Genomic DNA, 17,050 nt, shown 5'->3' on the forward strand with positions numbered 1-17,050 from the left:
AGTCGCGATCGGAGGGTCGGCACTGTGACGACGTCGAACTACGCCAGCGAGCGTGAGACCGACGAGGGCCGGGTCTTCACCGTCACCGGTGGGGACTGGGACACGATCGTCTCGGGCACCGACCCGATCAACGACGAGCGCATCGTGGTCAACATGGGTCCGCAGCACCCGTCCACGCACGGGGTGCTGCGGCTGATCCTGGAGCTGGAGGGCGAGACGGTCCGCGAGGCCCGCTCGGTCGTCGGTTACCTGCACACCGGCATCGAGAAGAACCTCGAATACCGCAACTGGGTCCAGGGCTCGACCTTCGTGACCCGGATGGACTACCTCGCCCCGATCTTCAACGAGACCGCGTACGCCCTCGCCGTCGAGAAGCTGCTCGGCATCACCGACGACATCACCGAGCGGGCCACCACCATCCGCGTGCTGATGATGGAGCTCAACCGGATCTCGTCGCACCTGGTCTGGCTGGCCACCACCGGCATGGAGCTGGGCGCGATCTCGATCATGCTGTACGGCTTCCGGGAGCGGGAGTACATCCTCGACATCTTCGAGACCATCACCGGTCTGCGGATGAACCACGCGTACGTGCGGCCCGGCGGTGTGGCGCAGGACGTGCCGGACGACGCGGTCGTCAAGATCCGCGAGTTCCTCAAGATGATGCCGAAGAAGCTCAAGGAGTACGAGGACCTCCTCTCCGGCCAGCCGATCTGGACCGAGCGGACGAAGGGCGTCGCGGTGCTGGACGTCACCGGCTGCGTGGCGCTCGGCATCACCGGCCCGGTGCTGCGCTCCGCCGGCCTCGCCTGGGACCTGCGCAAGACCATGCCGTACTGCGGCTACGAGACGTACGAGTTCGACGTGCCGACCCACCCCGACGGTGACGTGTGGGGTCGCTACCAGGTCCGGCTCGCCGAGATCCGGGAGTCGATGAAGCTGGTCGAGCAGGCGCTGGACCGGCTCCGTCCGGGCCCGGTGATGGTCGCCGACCGCAAGATCGCCTGGCCGGCGCAGCTGGCCATCGGCGTGGACGGCATGGGCAACTCGTTGGAGCACGTCGCGAAGATCATGGGTCAGTCGATGGAGTCGCTGATCCACCACTTCAAGCTGGTGACCGAGGGCTTCCGGGTCCCGCCCGGCCAGGTGTACGTCGCCATCGAGGCGCCCCGCGGCGAGCTGGGCGTCCACGCGGTCTCCGACGGTGGCACCCGGCCCTACCGGGTGCACTACCGGGAGCCGAGCTTCGTCAACCTGCAGGCCCTCCCGGCGATGGCCGAGGGCGGTCTGATCGCCGACGTGATCGCCGGCGGCGCCTCGTTGGACCCCGTGATGGGTGGTTGTGACCGATGACTTTCACTGATGAGACCCGGGAGCGGGCGCGCGAGATCATCGCCCGTTACCCGGCGGACCGGTCCCGCTCGGCGCTGCTGCCGCTGCTGCACCTGGTGCAGGCCGAAGAGGGGTACGTCTCCCCGGCCGGGGTCGCCTTCTGCGCCGAGGTGTTGGGGCTGAACAAGGCCCAGGTCGGCGCGGTGGCCACCTTCTACACGATGTACAAGCGCAAGCCGACCGGTGACTTCCTGGTCAGCGTCTGCACCAACACGATGTGCAACGTGCTCGGTGGCCAGGAGGTCTACGACACCCTCTCTGAGCACCTGGGCGTCGGGCACGACGAGACCACCGCCGACGGCGCGATCACGCTGGAGCACGCCGAGTGCCTGGCGGCGTGCGACTACGGCCCGGTGATGACCGTCAACTACGACTTCTTCGACGGCGTGGACCCCTCCACCGCTGTCGGTGTGGTCGACGAGCTGCGGGCCGGCGGCCGGCCGATGCCGACCCGGGGCGCCCGGCTCTGCACCCTGAAGGAGATGGCGGTGCAGCTCGCCGGTTTCGCCGACGAGCGCGACGGTGCCGTGGCCGACGGCGGGCCGGGCGAGCCGACCCTGCGCGGGCTGCGGCTGGCCCAGCAGCACGGCGTCTCGGTGCCGGGCTTCGACCCGAACACCCCGATCCGCAGCAAGGCCGAGGCCGACAAGGCCGCCGCCGAGGCGAAGGCGAAGGCGGAGGCCGCCAAGCCGGCGCCCGTCGAGGCCAGCGCCGCTCCGGTCAAGGGTGGCGACGGGGCGTCCGCCCCGACCGGGGTCGCCGGGCCGGCGGCCGTCGCCGGCAGCAGCACCCGGGACGTGAAGGCACCGGACGACAAGTCGCCGCAGGTGCGTACCGCCGAGACCCGGCAGCCGGACGCGGGCACCGCGGTGCCGGACGCCCCCGGCGCGAAGGCACCGGCGGACAGCAGCGGCACCGCGCCACAGGCCGGCGACGCGCGCTCGGCCGAGGCGGCCGGCGTGGCGGCCAACGCGCCGGCCGGCGACGGCAAGCCCGCCGGCGACGAGGCCGGGGCGCAGGAGCGCAACCTCACCGAAGCGAAGGCCGACACGGACGCCGACGGCGCCGGATCGGCTGACGCGAGCGAAACGGGGGCCCAGAAGTGACCACTCCCCGCCCGGAGACGCTGGCCAAGCTGACGCCGGTGCTGACCAAGCGCTGGCTGTCGCCGGACGCCTGGCGCATCGGCACGTACGAGCAGCTCGACGGCTACGCCGCGCTGCGCAAGGCGCTCAAGGCCCACCCGGACGACCTGATCCAGCTGATCAAGGACTCCGGGCTGCGCGGCCGGGGTGGCGCCGGCTTCCCGACCGGCCTCAAGTGGGGCTTCATCCCGCAGGGCGACGGTAAGCCGCACTACCTGGTGGTCAACGCCGACGAGGGCGAGCCGGGCACCTGCAAGGACCTGCCGCTGATGACCCACGACCCGCACGCGCTGGTCGAGGGCGTGATCATCGCGTCGTACGCGATCCGGGCCGCCCGCGCCTACATCTACATCCGGGGCGAGGCGGTGCACGCCGCGCGTCGGCTGCGCAACGCGGTCCAGGAGGCGTACGACAAGGGTTACCTGGGCCGGAACATCCTGCGCAGCGGCTACGACCTGGAGCTGGTGGTGCACTCCGGCGCCGGCGCGTACATCTGCGGCGAGGAGACGGCGCTGCTGGACTCACTGGAGGGGTTCCGGGGTCAGCCCCGGCTGCGTCCGCCGTTCCCGGCCACCCACGGCCTGTACGCGAGCCCGACGGTGGTGAACAACGTCGGCACCATCGCCAGCGTGCCACCGATCGTGCTCGGTGGGGCCGACTGGTGGAAGAGCATGGGCACCGAGAAGTCCTCCGGGCCGATGATCTACTCGCTCTCCGGGCGGGTCGCCAACCCGGGCCAGTACGAGTGCTCGATGGGTATCACGCTGCGCGAGCTGCTGGAGCTGGCCGGTGGCATGCAGCCCGGCCACAACCTGCGCTTCTGGACCCCGGGCGGCTCGTCCACCCCGCTGCTGGCCGCCGAGCACCTGGACGTGCCACTCGACTTCGAGGGGGTGGCGGCGGCCGGCTCGATCCTCGGCACCACCGCCACGCAGATCTTCTCGGACCAGGACTGCCCGGTCTACGCGACGTACCGGTGGCTGGAGTTCTACCACCACGAGTCGTGCGGCAAGTGCACCCCGTGCCGTGAGGGCAACTACTGGATGGTCCGGGTCTACCGGCGGATCCTCGCCGGTCAGGGCACCCACGAAGACCTGGACACCCTGCTGGACACCTGTGACAACATCCTCGGCCGGTCGTTCTGCGGCCTGGGTGACGGCGCGACCAGCCCGGTGACCTCCTCGCTGAAGTACTTCAAGCAGGACTACCTCGACTACATCGAGGGTCGTAAAGCTCCCAAGCTGTCGGAGAAGACCTTGGTGGGTGCGCACTGATGAGCGCGAGGAACGAGCTTGCGAGTCCCGCAGTCGCGAATGGAAGGCGACTCTGATGACCGACGTAGCCAAGCAGACCGAGACCGTCACCCTCACCATCGACGGCGTCCAGGTCACCGCCCCCAAGGGGGCGCTGCTGATCCGGGTCGCCGAGCAGATGGGCACCGAGATCCCCCGGTTCTGCGACCATCCGCTGCTGGCCCCGGCCGGCGCGTGCCGGCAGTGCCTGGTCGAGGTGGAGGGGCAGCGCAAGCCGGTCGCCTCCTGCACCCAGACCGTCGCCGACGGCATGGTGGTCCGCACCCAGATCACCTCCCCGGTGGCCAAGAAGGCGCAGGAGGGGGTGATGGAGCTGCTGCTGCTCAACCACCCGCTGGACTGCCCGATGTGCGACAAGGGTGGTGAGTGCCCGCTGCAGAACCAGGCCATGTCCACCGGCCGCACCGACTCGCGTTTCCACGAGCACAAGCGGGAGTACGAGAAGCCGATGGCGATCAGCAGCCAGGTGCTGCTGGACCGCGAGCGGTGCGTGCTCTGCCAGCGGTGCACCCGGTTCTCCGAGGAGATCGCCGGCGACAAGTTCATCGACCTGATGGGCCGGTCGTCCGCCGAGGAGATCAACATCTACCGGGACGACGCGTACGGCGAGCAGGGCGACGACGGGGACGTCCCGTTCAACTCCTACTTCTCCGGCAACACCGTGCAGATCTGCCCGGTGGGCGCGCTGACCGGTGCCCAGTACCGGTTCCGCGCCCGCCCGTTCGACCTGGTCTCCAGCCCGAGCGTCTGCGAGCACTGCTCAGCCGGCTGCGGGCAGCGCACCGACTGGCGGCGCGGCAAGGTGCTGCGCCGGCTGGCCGGCGACGAGCCGGAGGTCAACGAGGAGTGGAACTGCGACAAGGGCCGGTGGGGCTTCCAGTACACCCGGGCCGCCGACCGGCTGACCACCCCGCTGGTCCGCGACGAGCAGACCGGTGAGCTACGCGAGGCGTCCTGGAGTGAGGCGCTCACCGTCGCCGCCGAGGGGCTGCACACGGCTCGGGAGAGCGGGCAGGGCACCGCGGTGCTCACCGGCGGTCGGCTGACCGTCGAGGACGCGTACGCGTACGCCAAGTTCGCCCGGGTCGCGTTGAACACCAACGACATCGACTTCCGGGCCCGACCGGTCTCCCGCGAGGAGGCCGACTTCCTGGCCAGCTCGGTCGCCGGGGTCACCGACGTCACCTACACCGACGTGGAGAACGCGCCGGCGGTGGTGCTGGTCGGCCTGGAGCCCGAGGAGGAGTGCCCGATCCTCTTCCTGCGGCTGCGCAAGGCGTACCTGAAGAAGACCCTGACGGTGTACGCGCTGGCGCCCTTCGCCACCCGCGGCCTGGAGAAGCTCGGTGCCAAGCTGGCCCGGGTGGTGCCGGGCGAGGAGGCCAGCGTGCTCGCCGAGCACGCCACGGTCAGCGAGGCGCTGAGCGCCCCGGGCGCGATCCTGATCGTCGGCGAGCGGTTGGCCACCGTGCCGGGTGGGCTCTCCGCCGCGGCCGACGTGGCCCGGCGTACCGGCGCGAAGCTGGCCTGGGTGCCGCGGCGCGCTGGTGACCGCGGCGCTGTCGACGCGGGCTGCCTGCCCAACCTGCTGCCCGGTGGCCGCCTGGTGACCGAACCGGCCGCTCGGGCCGAGCTGGGTGAGGCGTGGGACATCCCGGCCGGCGTGATCCCGAGCCAGGCCGGCCGGGACACCGACGGCATCCTGAGCGCGGCGGCCAACGGGCAGCTCGGCGCGTTGGTCGTCGGCGGTGTCGACCCGGCCGACCTGGCCGACCCGCGACTGGCCGAGTCCGCCCTGGACGCGGTGCCGTTCCTGGTCAGCCTTGAGCTGCGCGCCAGCGCGGTGACCCGGCGGGCGAACGTGGTGCTGCCGGTCGCCCCGGTGGCCGAGAAGGCCGGCAGCTTCCTGGACTGGGAGGGCCGGCTGCGCCCGTTCGAGGCGGTCCTGAACACCACCGCGATGACCGACGGCCGGGTCCTCGACGCGCTGGCCGCACTGCTCGACGTGCGCCTCGGCACCGCCGACGTGCTGAGCGTGCGTCGCGAGCTGGGCACGCTGCCGGCGACGCGGATGTCGCGGCCGGCCGCGCCGTCGGTCGCGCCGGGCCGGGTGCCGCAGCCGAACGCCGGGGAGGCCGTGCTGGCCACCTGGCACCAGCTGGTGGACCTCGGCACGCTGACCGAGGGCGACGAGAACCTCGCCGGCACCGCCCGTCCGCCGGTGGTCCGGCTGGGTAAGGGCACCGCCGAGGCGCTCGGTGTGGTCGACGGTGACGCCGTCACGGTCGGCACCGACCGGGGGGCCCTGACGCTGCCCGCGGAACTCACCGAGATGCCGGACGGCGTGGTCTGGCTGCCGACCAACTCACCCGGCTCGACAGTGCGGCGCAGCCTCGGGGCGACGTCCGGCGCGGTCGTCCGGATCTCCGTCCCCGCACCGAGTACGGCCATTCCGGCCGGGCGCGTGGCGGCCGACGAGACCATCCTCAGTTCTGGGGGTAACCAGTGAACTCGATAGTCCTCGCCCAGGACCCGACGCTGGCCGACTTCGGCCGGGATCCGTGGTGGCTGGTTCTCGGCAAGATTGTCTTCGCGTTCGCCTTCGGACTGCTGGCCACCCTGCTCGGTGTCTGGTTCGAACGGCGCGTCGTGGGTTACATGCAGGTGCGGCCCGGCCCCAACCAGGTCGGCCCGTTCGGCCTGCTGCAGACCCTCGCCGACGGTCTGAAGATGGCCTTCAAGGAGGACATCCTGCCGAAGGCGGCCGACAAGGTCGTCTACTTCTTCGCCCCGACCATCTCGGTGATCTGCGCGGTCACCGCCCTGTCGGTGGTGCCGTTCGGCCCGATGGTGAGCATCTTCGGTCACCACACCCCGTTGCAGGTCACCGATGTGCCGGTGGCGGTGCTGCTGCTGCTCGCCTGCTCCTCGATGGGTGTCTACGGCGTCGTCCTGGGTGGTTGGGCGTCCGGCTCGACGTACCCGCTGCTCGGTGGTCTCCGGTCGAGCGCCCAGATGATCTCCTACGAGGTCGCCATGGGGCTGAGCATCGTGGCGGTCTTCATGACCGCGGGCACGATGAGCACCAGCGGGATCGTCGCCGCTCAGGGGGACGGCACGGAGCTGACCATCTTCGGCCAGACGGTCCCGGCCCCGGGCTGGTACGCGATCCTGCTGCTGCCGAGCTTCATCATCTTCTTCATCGCCACCGTGGGTGAGACCAACCGGGCACCGTTCGACCTTCCCGAGGCCGAGTCCGAGCTGGTCGCCGGCTTCATGACCGAGTACAGCTCGCTGAAGTTCGCGCTCTTCATGCTCAGCGAGTACGTCGCGATGGTGACCATGTCCGCTGTCACCACGACGCTGTTCCTGGGCGGTTGGCGGGCACCCTGGCCGATCACCATCTGGGAGGGCGCCAACTCCGGTTGGTGGCCGATGCTCTGGTTCTTCGGCAAGGTGATCGCGCTGGTCTTCGTCTTCGTGTGGCTGCGGGGCACGCTGCCCCGGCTGCGGTACGACCAGTTCATGCGGCTCGGCTGGAAGGTGCTGCTGCCGATCAACCTGGTCTGGATCCTGGTCCTGTCGGGCCTGCGCTCCATCGAGGACTGGGACACCCGCGGCAAGATGATCGCCGTCGGCATTCCGGCCGGCATCCTGCTGATCGCCACGATCTTCTGGCCCAGCCGGCGCCCGAAGCCGAAGCCGACGACGCAGGAACAGGTCGACAACCGGCCGCACGGGAGCTTCCCGCTGCCACCGATGGATCTTCAGGTACCACCGAGCCCGCGTATCACGCGCGTGGTCGCCGAGCGGGAGCCGGCCAACATCGTTGCCGGCTCGGACTCCAGGGAGGTGTGACGTGGGCGCGATCACCGGAACGTTCAAGGGATTCGGTGTCACCTTCTCGCACATGTTCAGGAAGGTCGTCACCACCGACTACCCGTTCAAGCCGCCGGTGTCGGCGCCGCGCTACCACGGGCGGCACATCCTCAACCGGCACCCGGACGGCCTGGAGAAGTGCATCGGCTGTGAGCTGTGCGCCTGGGCCTGCCCGGCGGACGCGATCTACGTCGAGGGTGGCGACAACACCGACGAGCAGCGCTTCTCGCCGGGTGAGCGGTACGCCAGCATCTACCAGATCAACTACGCCCGGTGCATCTTCTGCGGGTTGTGCATCGAGGCCTGCCCGACCCGGTCACTGACCATGAGCAACGAGTACGAGCTGGCCCGGGACAACCGGCAGGACCTGATCTTCACCAAGGAGCAGTTGCTCGCGCCGTTGCTGGAGGGCATGGAGCAGCCGCCGCACCCGATGCGGCTGGGTGACACCGAGAAGGACTACTACGTCGGCGCGCTGGACAACCCGGGCACCTCCGCCGGTGCGGAGACGTCGCCGATGGGCCCCGGCCGCTACCAGGTCGAGGAGCACCCCGGCGTGACGTTCCCGGGCGCCGAGCAGGCCGCCCAGCGGGTCGCGGCCGGCAAGGGAGAGAACGCATGACCACGTCTACGGTGCTGGCCGCGGCGGGTGCGGTGTCCGGTGGCGAGGAGGTCACCTTCTGGATCCTCGCGCCGCTCGCACTGATCGGCGCGATCGGGATGGTGGCGGCCCGCAACGCGGTGCACTCCGCGCTCTGGCTGGTGCTCACCATGCTCTGCCTGGGCGTGTTCTACGTGCTCCAGGCCGGGCCGTTCATCGGCATGGTGCAGATCATCGTCTACACCGGCGCGATCATGATGCTCTTCCTCTTCGTGCTGATGCTTGTCGGCCGGGATTCCACCGACTCGCTGATCGAGACGTTGCGCGGCCAACGGGTCGCCGCGATCGTGTTGGGGCTGGGCTTCGCCGGTCTGGTGGGCGGCGCGCTCTACCGGGCGCTGGAGGGCACCACGGCGGTCGGCCTGGAGCAGGCCAACGCGGAGGGCAACGTGCAGGGCATCGCCCGGCTGCTCTTCACCAAGTACGTCTTCGCGTTCGAGCTGACCTCGGCGCTGCTGATCACCGCGGCGGTCGGCGCCATGGTGCTCGCGCACATCGAGCGCCGCAAGCAGGACAAGGTCGACCAGGTGTCGACGATGCGGGCGCGGTTCGCGCCGGGCAACTACCCCGGCCCCAAGCCCGGCCCCGGCGTCTTCGCGACCTCGTCCTCGGTGGCCACCCCGGCCCGACTGCCGGACGGCCGCCTCTCGGAGCGGAGCACGCCGGAGATCCTGCCGGTGCGGGAGCTGACCGCGCAGGAGACCACGCTGAAGGGGACAGACTCATGACGCCTGACTACTACCTGGTCCTCGCGGCGGTGCTGTTCACCATCGGTGCCGCCGGGGTGCTCGTCCGGCGCAACGCGCTCGTGCTGTTCATGTGCGTGGAGCTGATGCTCAACGCGGCCAACCTGACGCTGGTCACCTTCAGCCGGATCAACGGTGACCTCAACGGTCAGATCATGGCGTTCTTCGTGATGGTGGTGGCGGCGGCCGAGGTCGTGGTCGGGCTCGCGATCATCATGTCCATCTTCCGGACGCGACGCTCCGCGAGCGTCGACGACGCCAACCTGCTGAAGTACTAGAGGGGTCCACCGGTGGAAGAGACTGTGGAATACGCCCAGGCCACGGGGCTGCTCGGGGGCGTCTGGCTGCTGGTGGCGATCCCGCTGGTCAGCGCGGCCATCCTGCTGCTGCTCGGCCGCCGGGCCGACCGCTGGGGGCACTGGTTGGGCGTCGCCGCCATCGGCGCCGCGTTCGTGTTCGGCCTGAGCTTCTTCTTTCAGCTGCGTGGCCTGGAGAACAAGTCGGTCGAGCTGAGCCTCTGGGACTTCATCGCGGTCGGTGATCTGCGCGTCGACTTCGGCCTGCTGTTCGACCCGCTGGCCGCGGTCTTCGTACTGCTGATCACCGGGGTGGGTTTCCTGATCCACCTGTACGCGGTGGAGTACATGTCGCACGACGCGGGCCGTCGTCGGTTCTTCGCGTACTTCAACCTGTTCGTCGCGGCGATGCTGCTGCTGGTGCTCGGCAACAACTACGTGATGCTGTACTTCGGCTGGGAGGGCGTCGGTCTGGCGTCGTACCTGCTGATCTCCTTCTGGACCGAGCGGCCGAGCGCGGCCACCGCCGGCAAGAAGGCGTTCCTGATGAACCGGGTCGGCGACGCCGGCCTGGCCATCGGCATCTTCATCATGTTCGCCACCCTGGGCACCACCCAGTACGACGAGGTGTTCAACGGTGTCGGCGCGCTGACCGGCACCACGGTGCTGGTCCTGGGCCTGTTGCTGCTGCTCGGCGCGGCCGGTAAGTCCGGTCAGTTCCCGCTCCAGGCGTGGTTGCCGGACGCGATGGAGGGCCCGACCCCGGTGTCGGCGCTCATCCACGCCGCCACGATGGTCACCGCTGGTGTCTACCTGATCGCCCGGTCCAACCCGATCTTCTCCGCCAACTCGACGCTGCAACTCGTGGTGGTCAGCGTCGGCGCGCTCACCCTGCTGATCGGCTGCATCATCGGCGCGGCGAAGGACGACATCAAGCGGGTGCTCGCCTGGTCGACGGTGAGCCAGATCGGCTACATGTTCCTCGGTGTCGGTCTCGGCGGCGCGGCGTACGCGTTGGCCATCGTGCACCTGCTGGCGCACGGCTTCTTCAAGGCCAACATGTTCCTTGGCGCCGGCTCGGTCATGCACGGGATGAAGGACCAGGTCGACATCCGCCGCTTCGGTGGGCTGTCGAAGCACATGAAGATCACCTGGCTGACCTTCATGATGGGCTGGCTGGCCATCATCGGCATGTTCCCCTTCTCCGGCTTCTTCTCCAAGGAGCCGATCATCGTGGCCGCCTTCGAGCGGGACGACTGGACCGCCTGGCTCTTCGGTGGGGCGGCGCTGCTCGGCGCCGGGCTGACCGCGTTCTACATGACCCGGCTGTTCGTGCTCACCTTCCACGGCCCGCAGCGGTGGACCGAGGACATCGAGCACCCGCACGAGTCGCCGAAGCTGATGACCATCCCGCTGATCCTGCTGGCGGTCGGCTCGGTCGGTGCCGGCTTCCTGCTCTCCACGTCCGTTCCGGACTGGCTGACCCAGACCGCCGGGCTGGGCGGCGAGCACGCCGAGCACGAGGCGGTCCTCTCGCACGCCGTGATCACCACGTTGTCGCTGCTGGTCACCGTGCTCGGCGCCGGGCTCGCCTGGTTCCTCTTCCGGGCCGGTACGGCCACCGCGCCGCAGCCGGCCGGGGTGCTGGTCACCGCCGCCCGGCGCAACCTCTACACCGACGCCGTCAACGAGGCGGTCTTCGAGAAGCCGGGCATCTTCCTCACCCGGGCGCTGGTGTACCTCGACAACCGGGGCGTCGACGGGCTCGTCAACGGGCTCGCCGCCGCGGTCGGCGGTGGATCGGGTCGCCTCCGCCGGATGCAGACCGGCTTTGTCCGCTCGTACGCCACCTCGATCCTGGCCGGTGCGCTGCTGGTGATGGCGGCGTTCCTGGCGGTGCAGGCGGGGTGGTTGGCGTGATCGACCTCTTTCCGGCCGCCCCCGCCGGCGGACCACGCAGTGACGACGGAGGTAAGGCCGCATAATGTCCAACTTCCCGTTCCTCTCGGTGCTCACCGTGGCGCCGCTGGTGGGCGCCCTGGTGGTGGCCTTCCTGCCGCGCCACCGCCCGGAGCTGGCCAAGCAGGTGGCGTTCGCCTGGTCGCTGCTCGTGCTGGTGCTCTCGGTGGTGATGTGGGTCAGCTTCAACGCCGGCGGTGACCGGTTCCAGTTCCGCGAGTCGTACTCGTGGATTCCGAACTGGGGGGTCAGCTTCACCTTCGCCGCCGACGGCATCGCGTTGGTGATGCTGATGCTGATCGCGGTGCTGGTGCCGCTGGTGATCCTGGCGTCCTGGCACGACGCCGAGTCGTCGAAGCGGTCGGTGCCCGTCTACTTCGCGCTGCTGCTGGTCCTCGAGTGCACGATGATCGGCGTCTTCGCGGCCGCCGACGTCTTCCTGTTCTACGTGTTCTTCGAGGTCATGCTGGTCCCGATGTACTTCCTCATCGGCAGCTACGGCGGCCACCAGCGGCAGTACGCGGCGGTGAAGTTCTTCCTCTACTCGCTGGTCGGCGGTCTGTTCATGCTGGCCGCGGTGATCGGCCTCTGGGTGGTCGGTGGGAAGACCTTTGACTGGCAGGCGCTCTCGCAGGTCGACATCAGCACCGGCACCGAGCGGTGGCTGTTCCTCGGCTTCTTCCTCGCGTTCGCCATCAAGGCGCCGTTCTTCCCGTTCCACACCTGGCTGCCGGACGCCGGTGGGGCCGCCCCCGCGGGCGCGGCGGCGCTGCTCGTCGGGGTGCTGGACAAGGTCGGCACCTTCGGCATCCTGCGGTACTGCCTGCCGTTGTTCCCGGAGGCGTCGAAGTGGTTCGCCCCGTGGGCGCTGGCCCTGGGCGTGATCGGCATCGTCTACGCCGCGCTGCTGGCGGTCGGCCAGAACGACCTCAAGCGGCTGGTGTCGTACACCTCGATCGCGCACTTCGGCTTCATCGGGGTGGGCATCTTCGCCTTCACCACGCAGGCCGGCACCGGTGCGGTGCTCTACATGCTCAACCACGGCCTGGCCACCGGCCTGCTGTTCCTGGTGGTGGGCATGCTGATCGCCCGGCGCGGCTCGTCGTTGATCAGTGACTTCGGTGGGGCGGGCAAGCTGGTGCCGGTGCTCGCCGGGGTGCTCTTCTTCGCCGGTCTCGCCTCGTTGGCGCTACCCGGCACCGCGCCGTTCATCTCCGAGTTCCTGGTGCTGATCGGCACGTTCACCGTGAACAAGCCGGTAGCGGTGATCGCGACGCTCGGCATCATCCTGGCCGCCGCGTACGTGCTGTGGATGGTGCAGCGCACCACCCAGGGCACGTTGAACCCGGCGCTGACCGAGGTCGACGGCATGCGCCGGGACCTCAACCTGCGCGAGAAGGTCGTGGTTGCCCCCCTGATCGCGCTGATCGTGCTGCTCGGCTTCTTCCCCAAGCCGGTCACTGACGTGATCAACCCGGCCGTCCAGGCGACCATGGACGACATCGGCAGAACCGACCCGGCCCCGTCGGTGGGCACCGTCCAGGAGGCGCGCCGGTGAACGCGAGGAGTGCAGCGAAGCGGAGCCCCGCAGTCGCGAACGAAAGGTCGGCACTGTGACCGAGTTGAAACTGCCGTCGATCGACTACGCGGCGATCGCTCCGATCCTGATCATGCTGGGCGCCGCGCTGTTCGGTGTGCTGGTCGAGGCCCTGGTGCCGCGGCGCTGGCGGCACCTGGTGCAGTTGACGCTGGCGCTGCTCGCGGTGCTCGCGGCACTGACCATGGTGGTCCTCAGCGCCGACGAGCGGATCATCACCGTCGGGCAGGCTCTCGCCATCGACGGGCCGACGCTCTTCCTCCAGGGCGCGATCCTGGTGCTGGCCGCGATGGCGCTGCTGCTGATCGGTGACCGCTCGGTCGAGCGGGGCGGGGCGTTCGTCGCCCAGGCCGCGGTGACCGCCGAGTCGGCCGACGACCGGCGGCAGGCCGAGGGGCGCAACGGTCTCACCGAGGTCTACCCGCTCGCCACGTTCGCGATCGGCGGCATGCTGATCTTCGTGGCGGCGAACGACCTGCTGACCATGTTCATCGCGCTGGAGGTCTTCTCCCTGCCGCTCTACCTGCTCTGCGCGCTGGCCCGTCGCCGGCGTCTGCTGAGCCAGGAGGCGGCGATGAAGTACTTCCTGCTCGGCGCGTACGCCTCCGCGTTCTTCCTGTTCGGCGTGGCGCTGATCTACGGCTTCACCGCCGGCATCCCGGGCCGCTCGGCCGGCGTCGACTTCGCGACCATCCACGCGGCGGTGAGCGAGTCGCCGGCCAGCCCGGTGCTGCTCTTCGCCGGCATGGCGCTGCTCGCCATCGGTCTGCTCTTCAAGGCGGCGGCGGCCCCGTTCCACGTCTGGACCCCGGACGTCTACCAGGGCGCTCCGACCCCGGTCACCGGGTTCATGGCGGCCTGCACCAAGGTCGCCGCGTTCGGTGCGCTGCTGCGTGTCTTCCAGGTCGCGTTCGCCGACGCCAACTGGGACTTCACCCCGGTCCTCGGCGCGGTGGCGGTGCTGACCATGCTGGTCGGTGCGGTGCTCGCGGTCACCCAGACCGACATCAAGCGGCTGCTCGCGTACTCCTCGATCGCCAACGCCGGCTACCTGCTGGTCGGTGTGTTGGCGCCGAGCCGTGACGGGCTCGCCGGCACCATGTTCTACCTGGTCGCGTACGGCTTCTCGGTGTTGGCGGCGTTCGCCGTGGTGACGCTGGTCCGCGACGACGACGGCGAGGCCACTCACCTGTCCCGCTGGGCCGGGCTGGGCCGGCGGTCGCCGTTCTTCGCGGCGCTGTTCACGTTCATCCTGCTGGCCTTCGCCGGTATTCCGCTGACCAGTGGTTTCACCAGCAAGTTCGCCATCTTCGGGCCGGCGCTGGAGGGTGGCCAGGCCTGGCTGGTGATCGCCGGTGTGCTGACCAGCATGGTCCTCGCGTTCCCGTACCTGCGGGTCGTGGTGATGATGTGGCTCTCCGAGCCGGGCGAGTCCACCCCGACCGTCACCGTGCCCGGTGGGCTCACCGCCGCCGCGCTGATGATCGGTGTGCTGGCGACCCTGGTGCTGGGCGTCGCCCCGGCGCCGCTGCTCGATCTGGCGACCGGAGCTGCCGAATTCGTTCGATAACCGAAAGATCGATCACCGGGGGTCGGCGCGTGTTCACGTGCCGGCCCCCGGTGCGTATCCCCGGCCCGGAGCAGGTCGTACGGGTGTGGCATGGTTGATGGCGTGGTGAATCCGGCGGGCGAGCGTTCAGGTGCCTCCGGCTCCGGCGGTCGGCGGGGTCGGGCGAGCACGAGTCAGTTCGGCGCGCTTGGTCTCAATCTCGCCGATCCCCGTGTCGAGGCGTCCGTGGTGGGCCTGCTCGACACGGTCGAGGTCGAGTTGCGGGCCAGCGTGTCCAGCGCCGACCCGTTCGTCACGGAGGCTGCCCGGCACCTCGTGGAGGCCGGTGGGAAGCGTTTCCGGCCGTTGCTGGTGGCGCTCGGCGCGCAGTTCGGTGACCCGACCGGTGCGCAGGTCGTCCCGGCCGCCGTGGTGATGGAGCTCACTCACCTCGCCACCCTCTACCACGACGACGTGATGGACGAGGCCGCCGTCCGTCGGGGCGCGCCGAGCGCGAACTCCCGGTGGACCAACTCGGTCGCCATCCTGGTCGGTGACTACCTCTTCGCCCGCGCGGCGGACATCGCCGCTGATCTGGGCCCCGAGGCGGTCCGGTTGCAGGCGCGCACCTTCGCCCGGCTGGTGCACGGTCAGATCGCGGAGACCGTGGGGCCACGCCCCGATGACGACCCGGTGAGCCACTACCTGCACGTCATCGCCGAGAAGACCGGCTCGCTGATCGCCACGTCGGCCCGTTTCGGCGGCATGTTCGGTGGCGCCGCCCCCGAGCACGTGGAGGCCCTCGCCGGGTACGGCGAGACGATCGGCGTCGCCTTCCAGCTCTCCGACGACCTGCTGGACATCGCCTCCGAGTCGGTGCAGTCGGGCAAGACCCCCGGCACCGACCTGCGCGAGGGTGTCCCGACGCTGCCGGTGCTCTACGCCCGTGAGGCGGACGACTCCGACGCGTCGTCGGTGCGGCTGCGGGAGATCCTGGCGACCGGCCCGTTGACCGACGACGCGTTGCACGCCGAGGCGTTGGGGCTGCTGCGGGAGAGCCCGGCGCTCAAGCGGGCCCGGGAGACGGTGCGCAGCTACGCCGAGGAGGCCCGTGCGCAGCTCGCCCCGCTGCCGCACGGCCCGTCCCGCAGCGCGCTCGAGTCGCTCTGCGACTACATCGCCGACCGCACCAGCTGATCCGCGCCCCGCCCCGCTGCGGCGGCGACGCGGGTCAACAGTCGGCTGCCGGCGAGCATGAGAGCGGCGGCGAGGAGCATCGCCACGGCCGCGGTGGTCCACATCGCCGGGTAGCCGAGGTGCGCGGCGAGTGGGCCGAGGCTCAGCGGGCCGAGGCAGCCGCCCGCGTACACCCCGGTCTGGGTGATCGAGGTGGCGGCGGCCGGTGACTGCGGGTGCAGCCGGACCACCGCGAAGTTCATCAGGCCGGGCCAGGCCCAGCCCAGGCCGAAGCCGAGCACCACGCCGACGACCAGCGGCACCGAGCCGGTCACCGCGAGCAGGCCCAGCCCGACCGCGCCGACCAGCAGCATCGCGGCGATGAGGGCGACGTGGCCGGTGTCGCGGCGGTCGGCCAGCCAGCCGGCGCCCACCCGGGCGGCCACGCAGACCGCGCTGCCCAGGGTCAGGGTGAGGCCGGCCAGGCCCGGCGAGAGGCCCCGGGCGGCGGCGGAGTCGACCAGGAAGGTGCCCAGCGCGTTGGCCGCGCCCGACGCCAGCGTCGCCGCCGCGCCGATCACCACCAGCGCCACCGTCGCCCGCGCAGCGCGCGTCGCGCCGGCTCGCCGGGCCGGGCCGGGCAACTGCCGGGGTACGGCGGCAAGCGTGGTCAGCGCGGCCACCGCGGCGGCCACGAACGCCCAGCGCCAGCCGGCGGTGAGCGCGATGGTGGGTACCGCCGCCCCGGCCAGCAGGGTGGAGACCGGGATGGCGGCCTGCTTGACCCCGAACGACAGCCCCTGCCGTCGCGCCGGCACGTGCTGGGCGAGCGCGGTGTTGCTGGCCAGTTGGCCGAGCGCGTTGGCCGCGGCGCTGAGCGCCAGCAGGCCGACCAGCACCGGGTACGACCGGGCGAAGGCGGCCATGGCCAGCATCGACCCGGCGGCCAGCAGGATGCCGCTGCGGGCCACCACTGTCGGTCCGTACCGCTCGACCAGGCGGCCGGAGGGCACCGAGGCCAGCGCGCTGACCCCGAAGTAGACGGAGACGGCCAGGCCCAGGCCGGCCGGCGAGAAGCCGAGGTCGGTGCCCATCTGCACGGCGAGACCGCCGAGCAGGAAGACGGGGAGTACGCAGGCCACGGTGGTGGCGACTGCGCCGGCGCTGGCCCGGACCGGATGGGGTCGGGCGAGCGCCGGATCGGGGGTGTTGGCGGTGTTGGTCATCGTTGGGCAAACCTACGTGAGCCCCGCTCAGCGCACTCCTGGTGACCGGCGGGGCACTAGCTGTGGATGGTGATCTGGCATCCTCGACCCGAACAGGCATTTCGCACCGGGCCT

Annotated in this window: 13 protein-coding genes; 12 read left to right on the plus strand and 1 reads right to left on the minus strand. The window is 70.4% G+C overall.

Features of this window, described 5'->3' with window-relative positions; translation table 11 throughout:
- The first annotated feature begins 24 nt into the window (after positions 1-24).
- From QCZ28_RS00980 to QCZ28_RS01035, 12 genes are all read left to right on the plus strand, one after another.
- The gene (locus QCZ28_RS00980) at positions 25-1,350 is read left to right on the plus strand and encodes an NADH-quinone oxidoreductase subunit D (RefSeq protein WP_279514775.1); all 1,326 of its coding nucleotides are present in this window, start codon (positions 25-27) and stop codon (positions 1,348-1,350) included.
- Positions 1,347-2,495 carry an NADH-quinone oxidoreductase subunit NuoE gene (gene nuoE, locus QCZ28_RS00985; protein ID WP_279514776.1) on the plus strand — a complete coding sequence of 383 codons (1,149 nt, stop codon included), beginning with the start codon at positions 1,347-1,349 and terminating at the stop codon, positions 2,493-2,495. The genes QCZ28_RS00980 and nuoE overlap by 4 nt, the downstream gene beginning before the upstream one ends.
- Positions 2,492-3,808, plus strand: a complete 1,317-nt coding sequence (gene nuoF, locus QCZ28_RS00990; protein WP_210858518.1) for an NADH-quinone oxidoreductase subunit NuoF — start codon at positions 2,492-2,494, stop codon at positions 3,806-3,808. The genes nuoE and nuoF overlap by 4 nt, the downstream gene beginning before the upstream one ends.
- Before the next feature lie 55 nt (positions 3,809-3,863).
- Entirely contained in the window at positions 3,864-6,356 is a 2,493-nt protein-coding gene (locus tag QCZ28_RS00995) for an NADH-quinone oxidoreductase subunit G (protein WP_279514777.1), read from the plus strand.
- Complete coding sequence (nuoH, locus tag QCZ28_RS01000) at positions 6,353-7,705, plus strand: NADH-quinone oxidoreductase subunit NuoH (protein ID WP_279514778.1); 1,353 nt, start codon at positions 6,353-6,355, stop codon at positions 7,703-7,705. The genes QCZ28_RS00995 and nuoH overlap by 4 nt, the downstream gene beginning before the upstream one ends.
- A 1-nt stretch (position 7,706) precedes the next feature.
- Positions 7,707-8,348, plus strand: coding sequence for an NADH-quinone oxidoreductase subunit NuoI (nuoI, locus tag QCZ28_RS01005; RefSeq protein ID WP_279514779.1), 642 nt, complete (start codon positions 7,707-7,709; stop codon positions 8,346-8,348).
- A complete protein-coding gene (locus QCZ28_RS01010; RefSeq protein WP_279514780.1) occupies positions 8,345-9,115 on the plus strand; it encodes an NADH-quinone oxidoreductase subunit J in 771 nt (256 codons plus the stop codon). The genes nuoI and QCZ28_RS01010 overlap by 4 nt, the downstream gene beginning before the upstream one ends.
- Positions 9,112-9,411: an NADH-quinone oxidoreductase subunit NuoK gene (gene nuoK / locus QCZ28_RS01015; RefSeq protein WP_030334139.1), complete on the plus strand. Its 300-nt coding sequence runs from the start codon at positions 9,112-9,114 to the stop codon at positions 9,409-9,411. Before QCZ28_RS01010 ends, nuoK begins: the two co-directional genes overlap by 4 nt.
- Positions 9,412-9,423: 12 nt before the next feature.
- Complete coding sequence (nuoL, locus tag QCZ28_RS01020) at positions 9,424-11,349, plus strand: NADH-quinone oxidoreductase subunit L (protein ID WP_279514781.1); 1,926 nt, start codon at positions 9,424-9,426, stop codon at positions 11,347-11,349.
- A gap of 64 nt (positions 11,350-11,413) precedes the next feature.
- Positions 11,414-12,946 carry an NADH-quinone oxidoreductase subunit M gene (locus QCZ28_RS01025; protein ID WP_279514782.1) on the plus strand — a complete coding sequence of 511 codons (1,533 nt, stop codon included), beginning with the start codon at positions 11,414-11,416 and terminating at the stop codon, positions 12,944-12,946.
- 55 nt (positions 12,947-13,001) lie between these two features.
- Positions 13,002-14,555, plus strand: a complete 1,554-nt coding sequence (nuoN, locus tag QCZ28_RS01030) for an NADH-quinone oxidoreductase subunit NuoN (RefSeq protein WP_279514783.1) — start codon at positions 13,002-13,004, stop codon at positions 14,553-14,555.
- Between the two features lie 90 nt (positions 14,556-14,645).
- Positions 14,646-15,731, plus strand: coding sequence for a polyprenyl synthetase family protein (locus QCZ28_RS01035; protein ID WP_030334147.1), 1,086 nt, complete (start codon positions 14,646-14,648; stop codon positions 15,729-15,731).
- Here the strand turns inward: QCZ28_RS01035 and QCZ28_RS01040 are convergent.
- On the minus strand, positions 15,707-16,936 hold the full coding sequence (locus QCZ28_RS01040) for an MFS transporter (RefSeq protein WP_279514784.1): 1,230 nt from the start codon (positions 16,934-16,936) through the stop codon (positions 15,707-15,709). The two genes, QCZ28_RS01035 and QCZ28_RS01040, sit on opposite strands and share 25 nt — an antisense overlap.
- Positions 16,937-17,050: the final 114 nt, after the last annotated feature.

Source organism: Micromonospora sp. DH14, from assembly GCF_029809455.1.
In the GTDB taxonomy this organism is placed as follows: domain Bacteria; phylum Actinomycetota; class Actinomycetes; order Mycobacteriales; family Micromonosporaceae; genus Micromonospora; species Micromonospora parva.

Excerpts from the sequence above, each read along its gene's own strand:
- QCZ28_RS01035 (WP_030334147.1), top strand. The coding sequence starts at position 14,646 with ATGGTTGATGGCGTGGTGAATCCGGCGGGCGAGCGTTCAGGTGCCTCC.
- nuoK (WP_030334139.1), top strand. The coding sequence starts at position 9,112 with ATGACGCCTGACTACTACCTGGTCCTCGCGGCGGTGCTGTTCACCATC.
- QCZ28_RS01025 (WP_279514782.1), top strand. The coding sequence starts at position 11,414 with ATGTCCAACTTCCCGTTCCTCTCGGTGCTCACCGTGGCGCCGCTGGTG.
- QCZ28_RS01040 (WP_279514784.1), bottom strand. The coding sequence starts at position 16,936 with ATGACCAACACCGCCAACACCCCCGATCCGGCGCTCGCCCGACCCCAT.
- QCZ28_RS00995 (WP_279514777.1), top strand. The coding sequence starts at position 3,864 with ATGACCGACGTAGCCAAGCAGACCGAGACCGTCACCCTCACCATCGAC.
- nuoE (WP_279514776.1), top strand. The coding sequence starts at position 1,347 with ATGACTTTCACTGATGAGACCCGGGAGCGGGCGCGCGAGATCATCGCC.
- QCZ28_RS01010 (WP_279514780.1), top strand. The coding sequence starts at position 8,345 with ATGACCACGTCTACGGTGCTGGCCGCGGCGGGTGCGGTGTCCGGTGGC.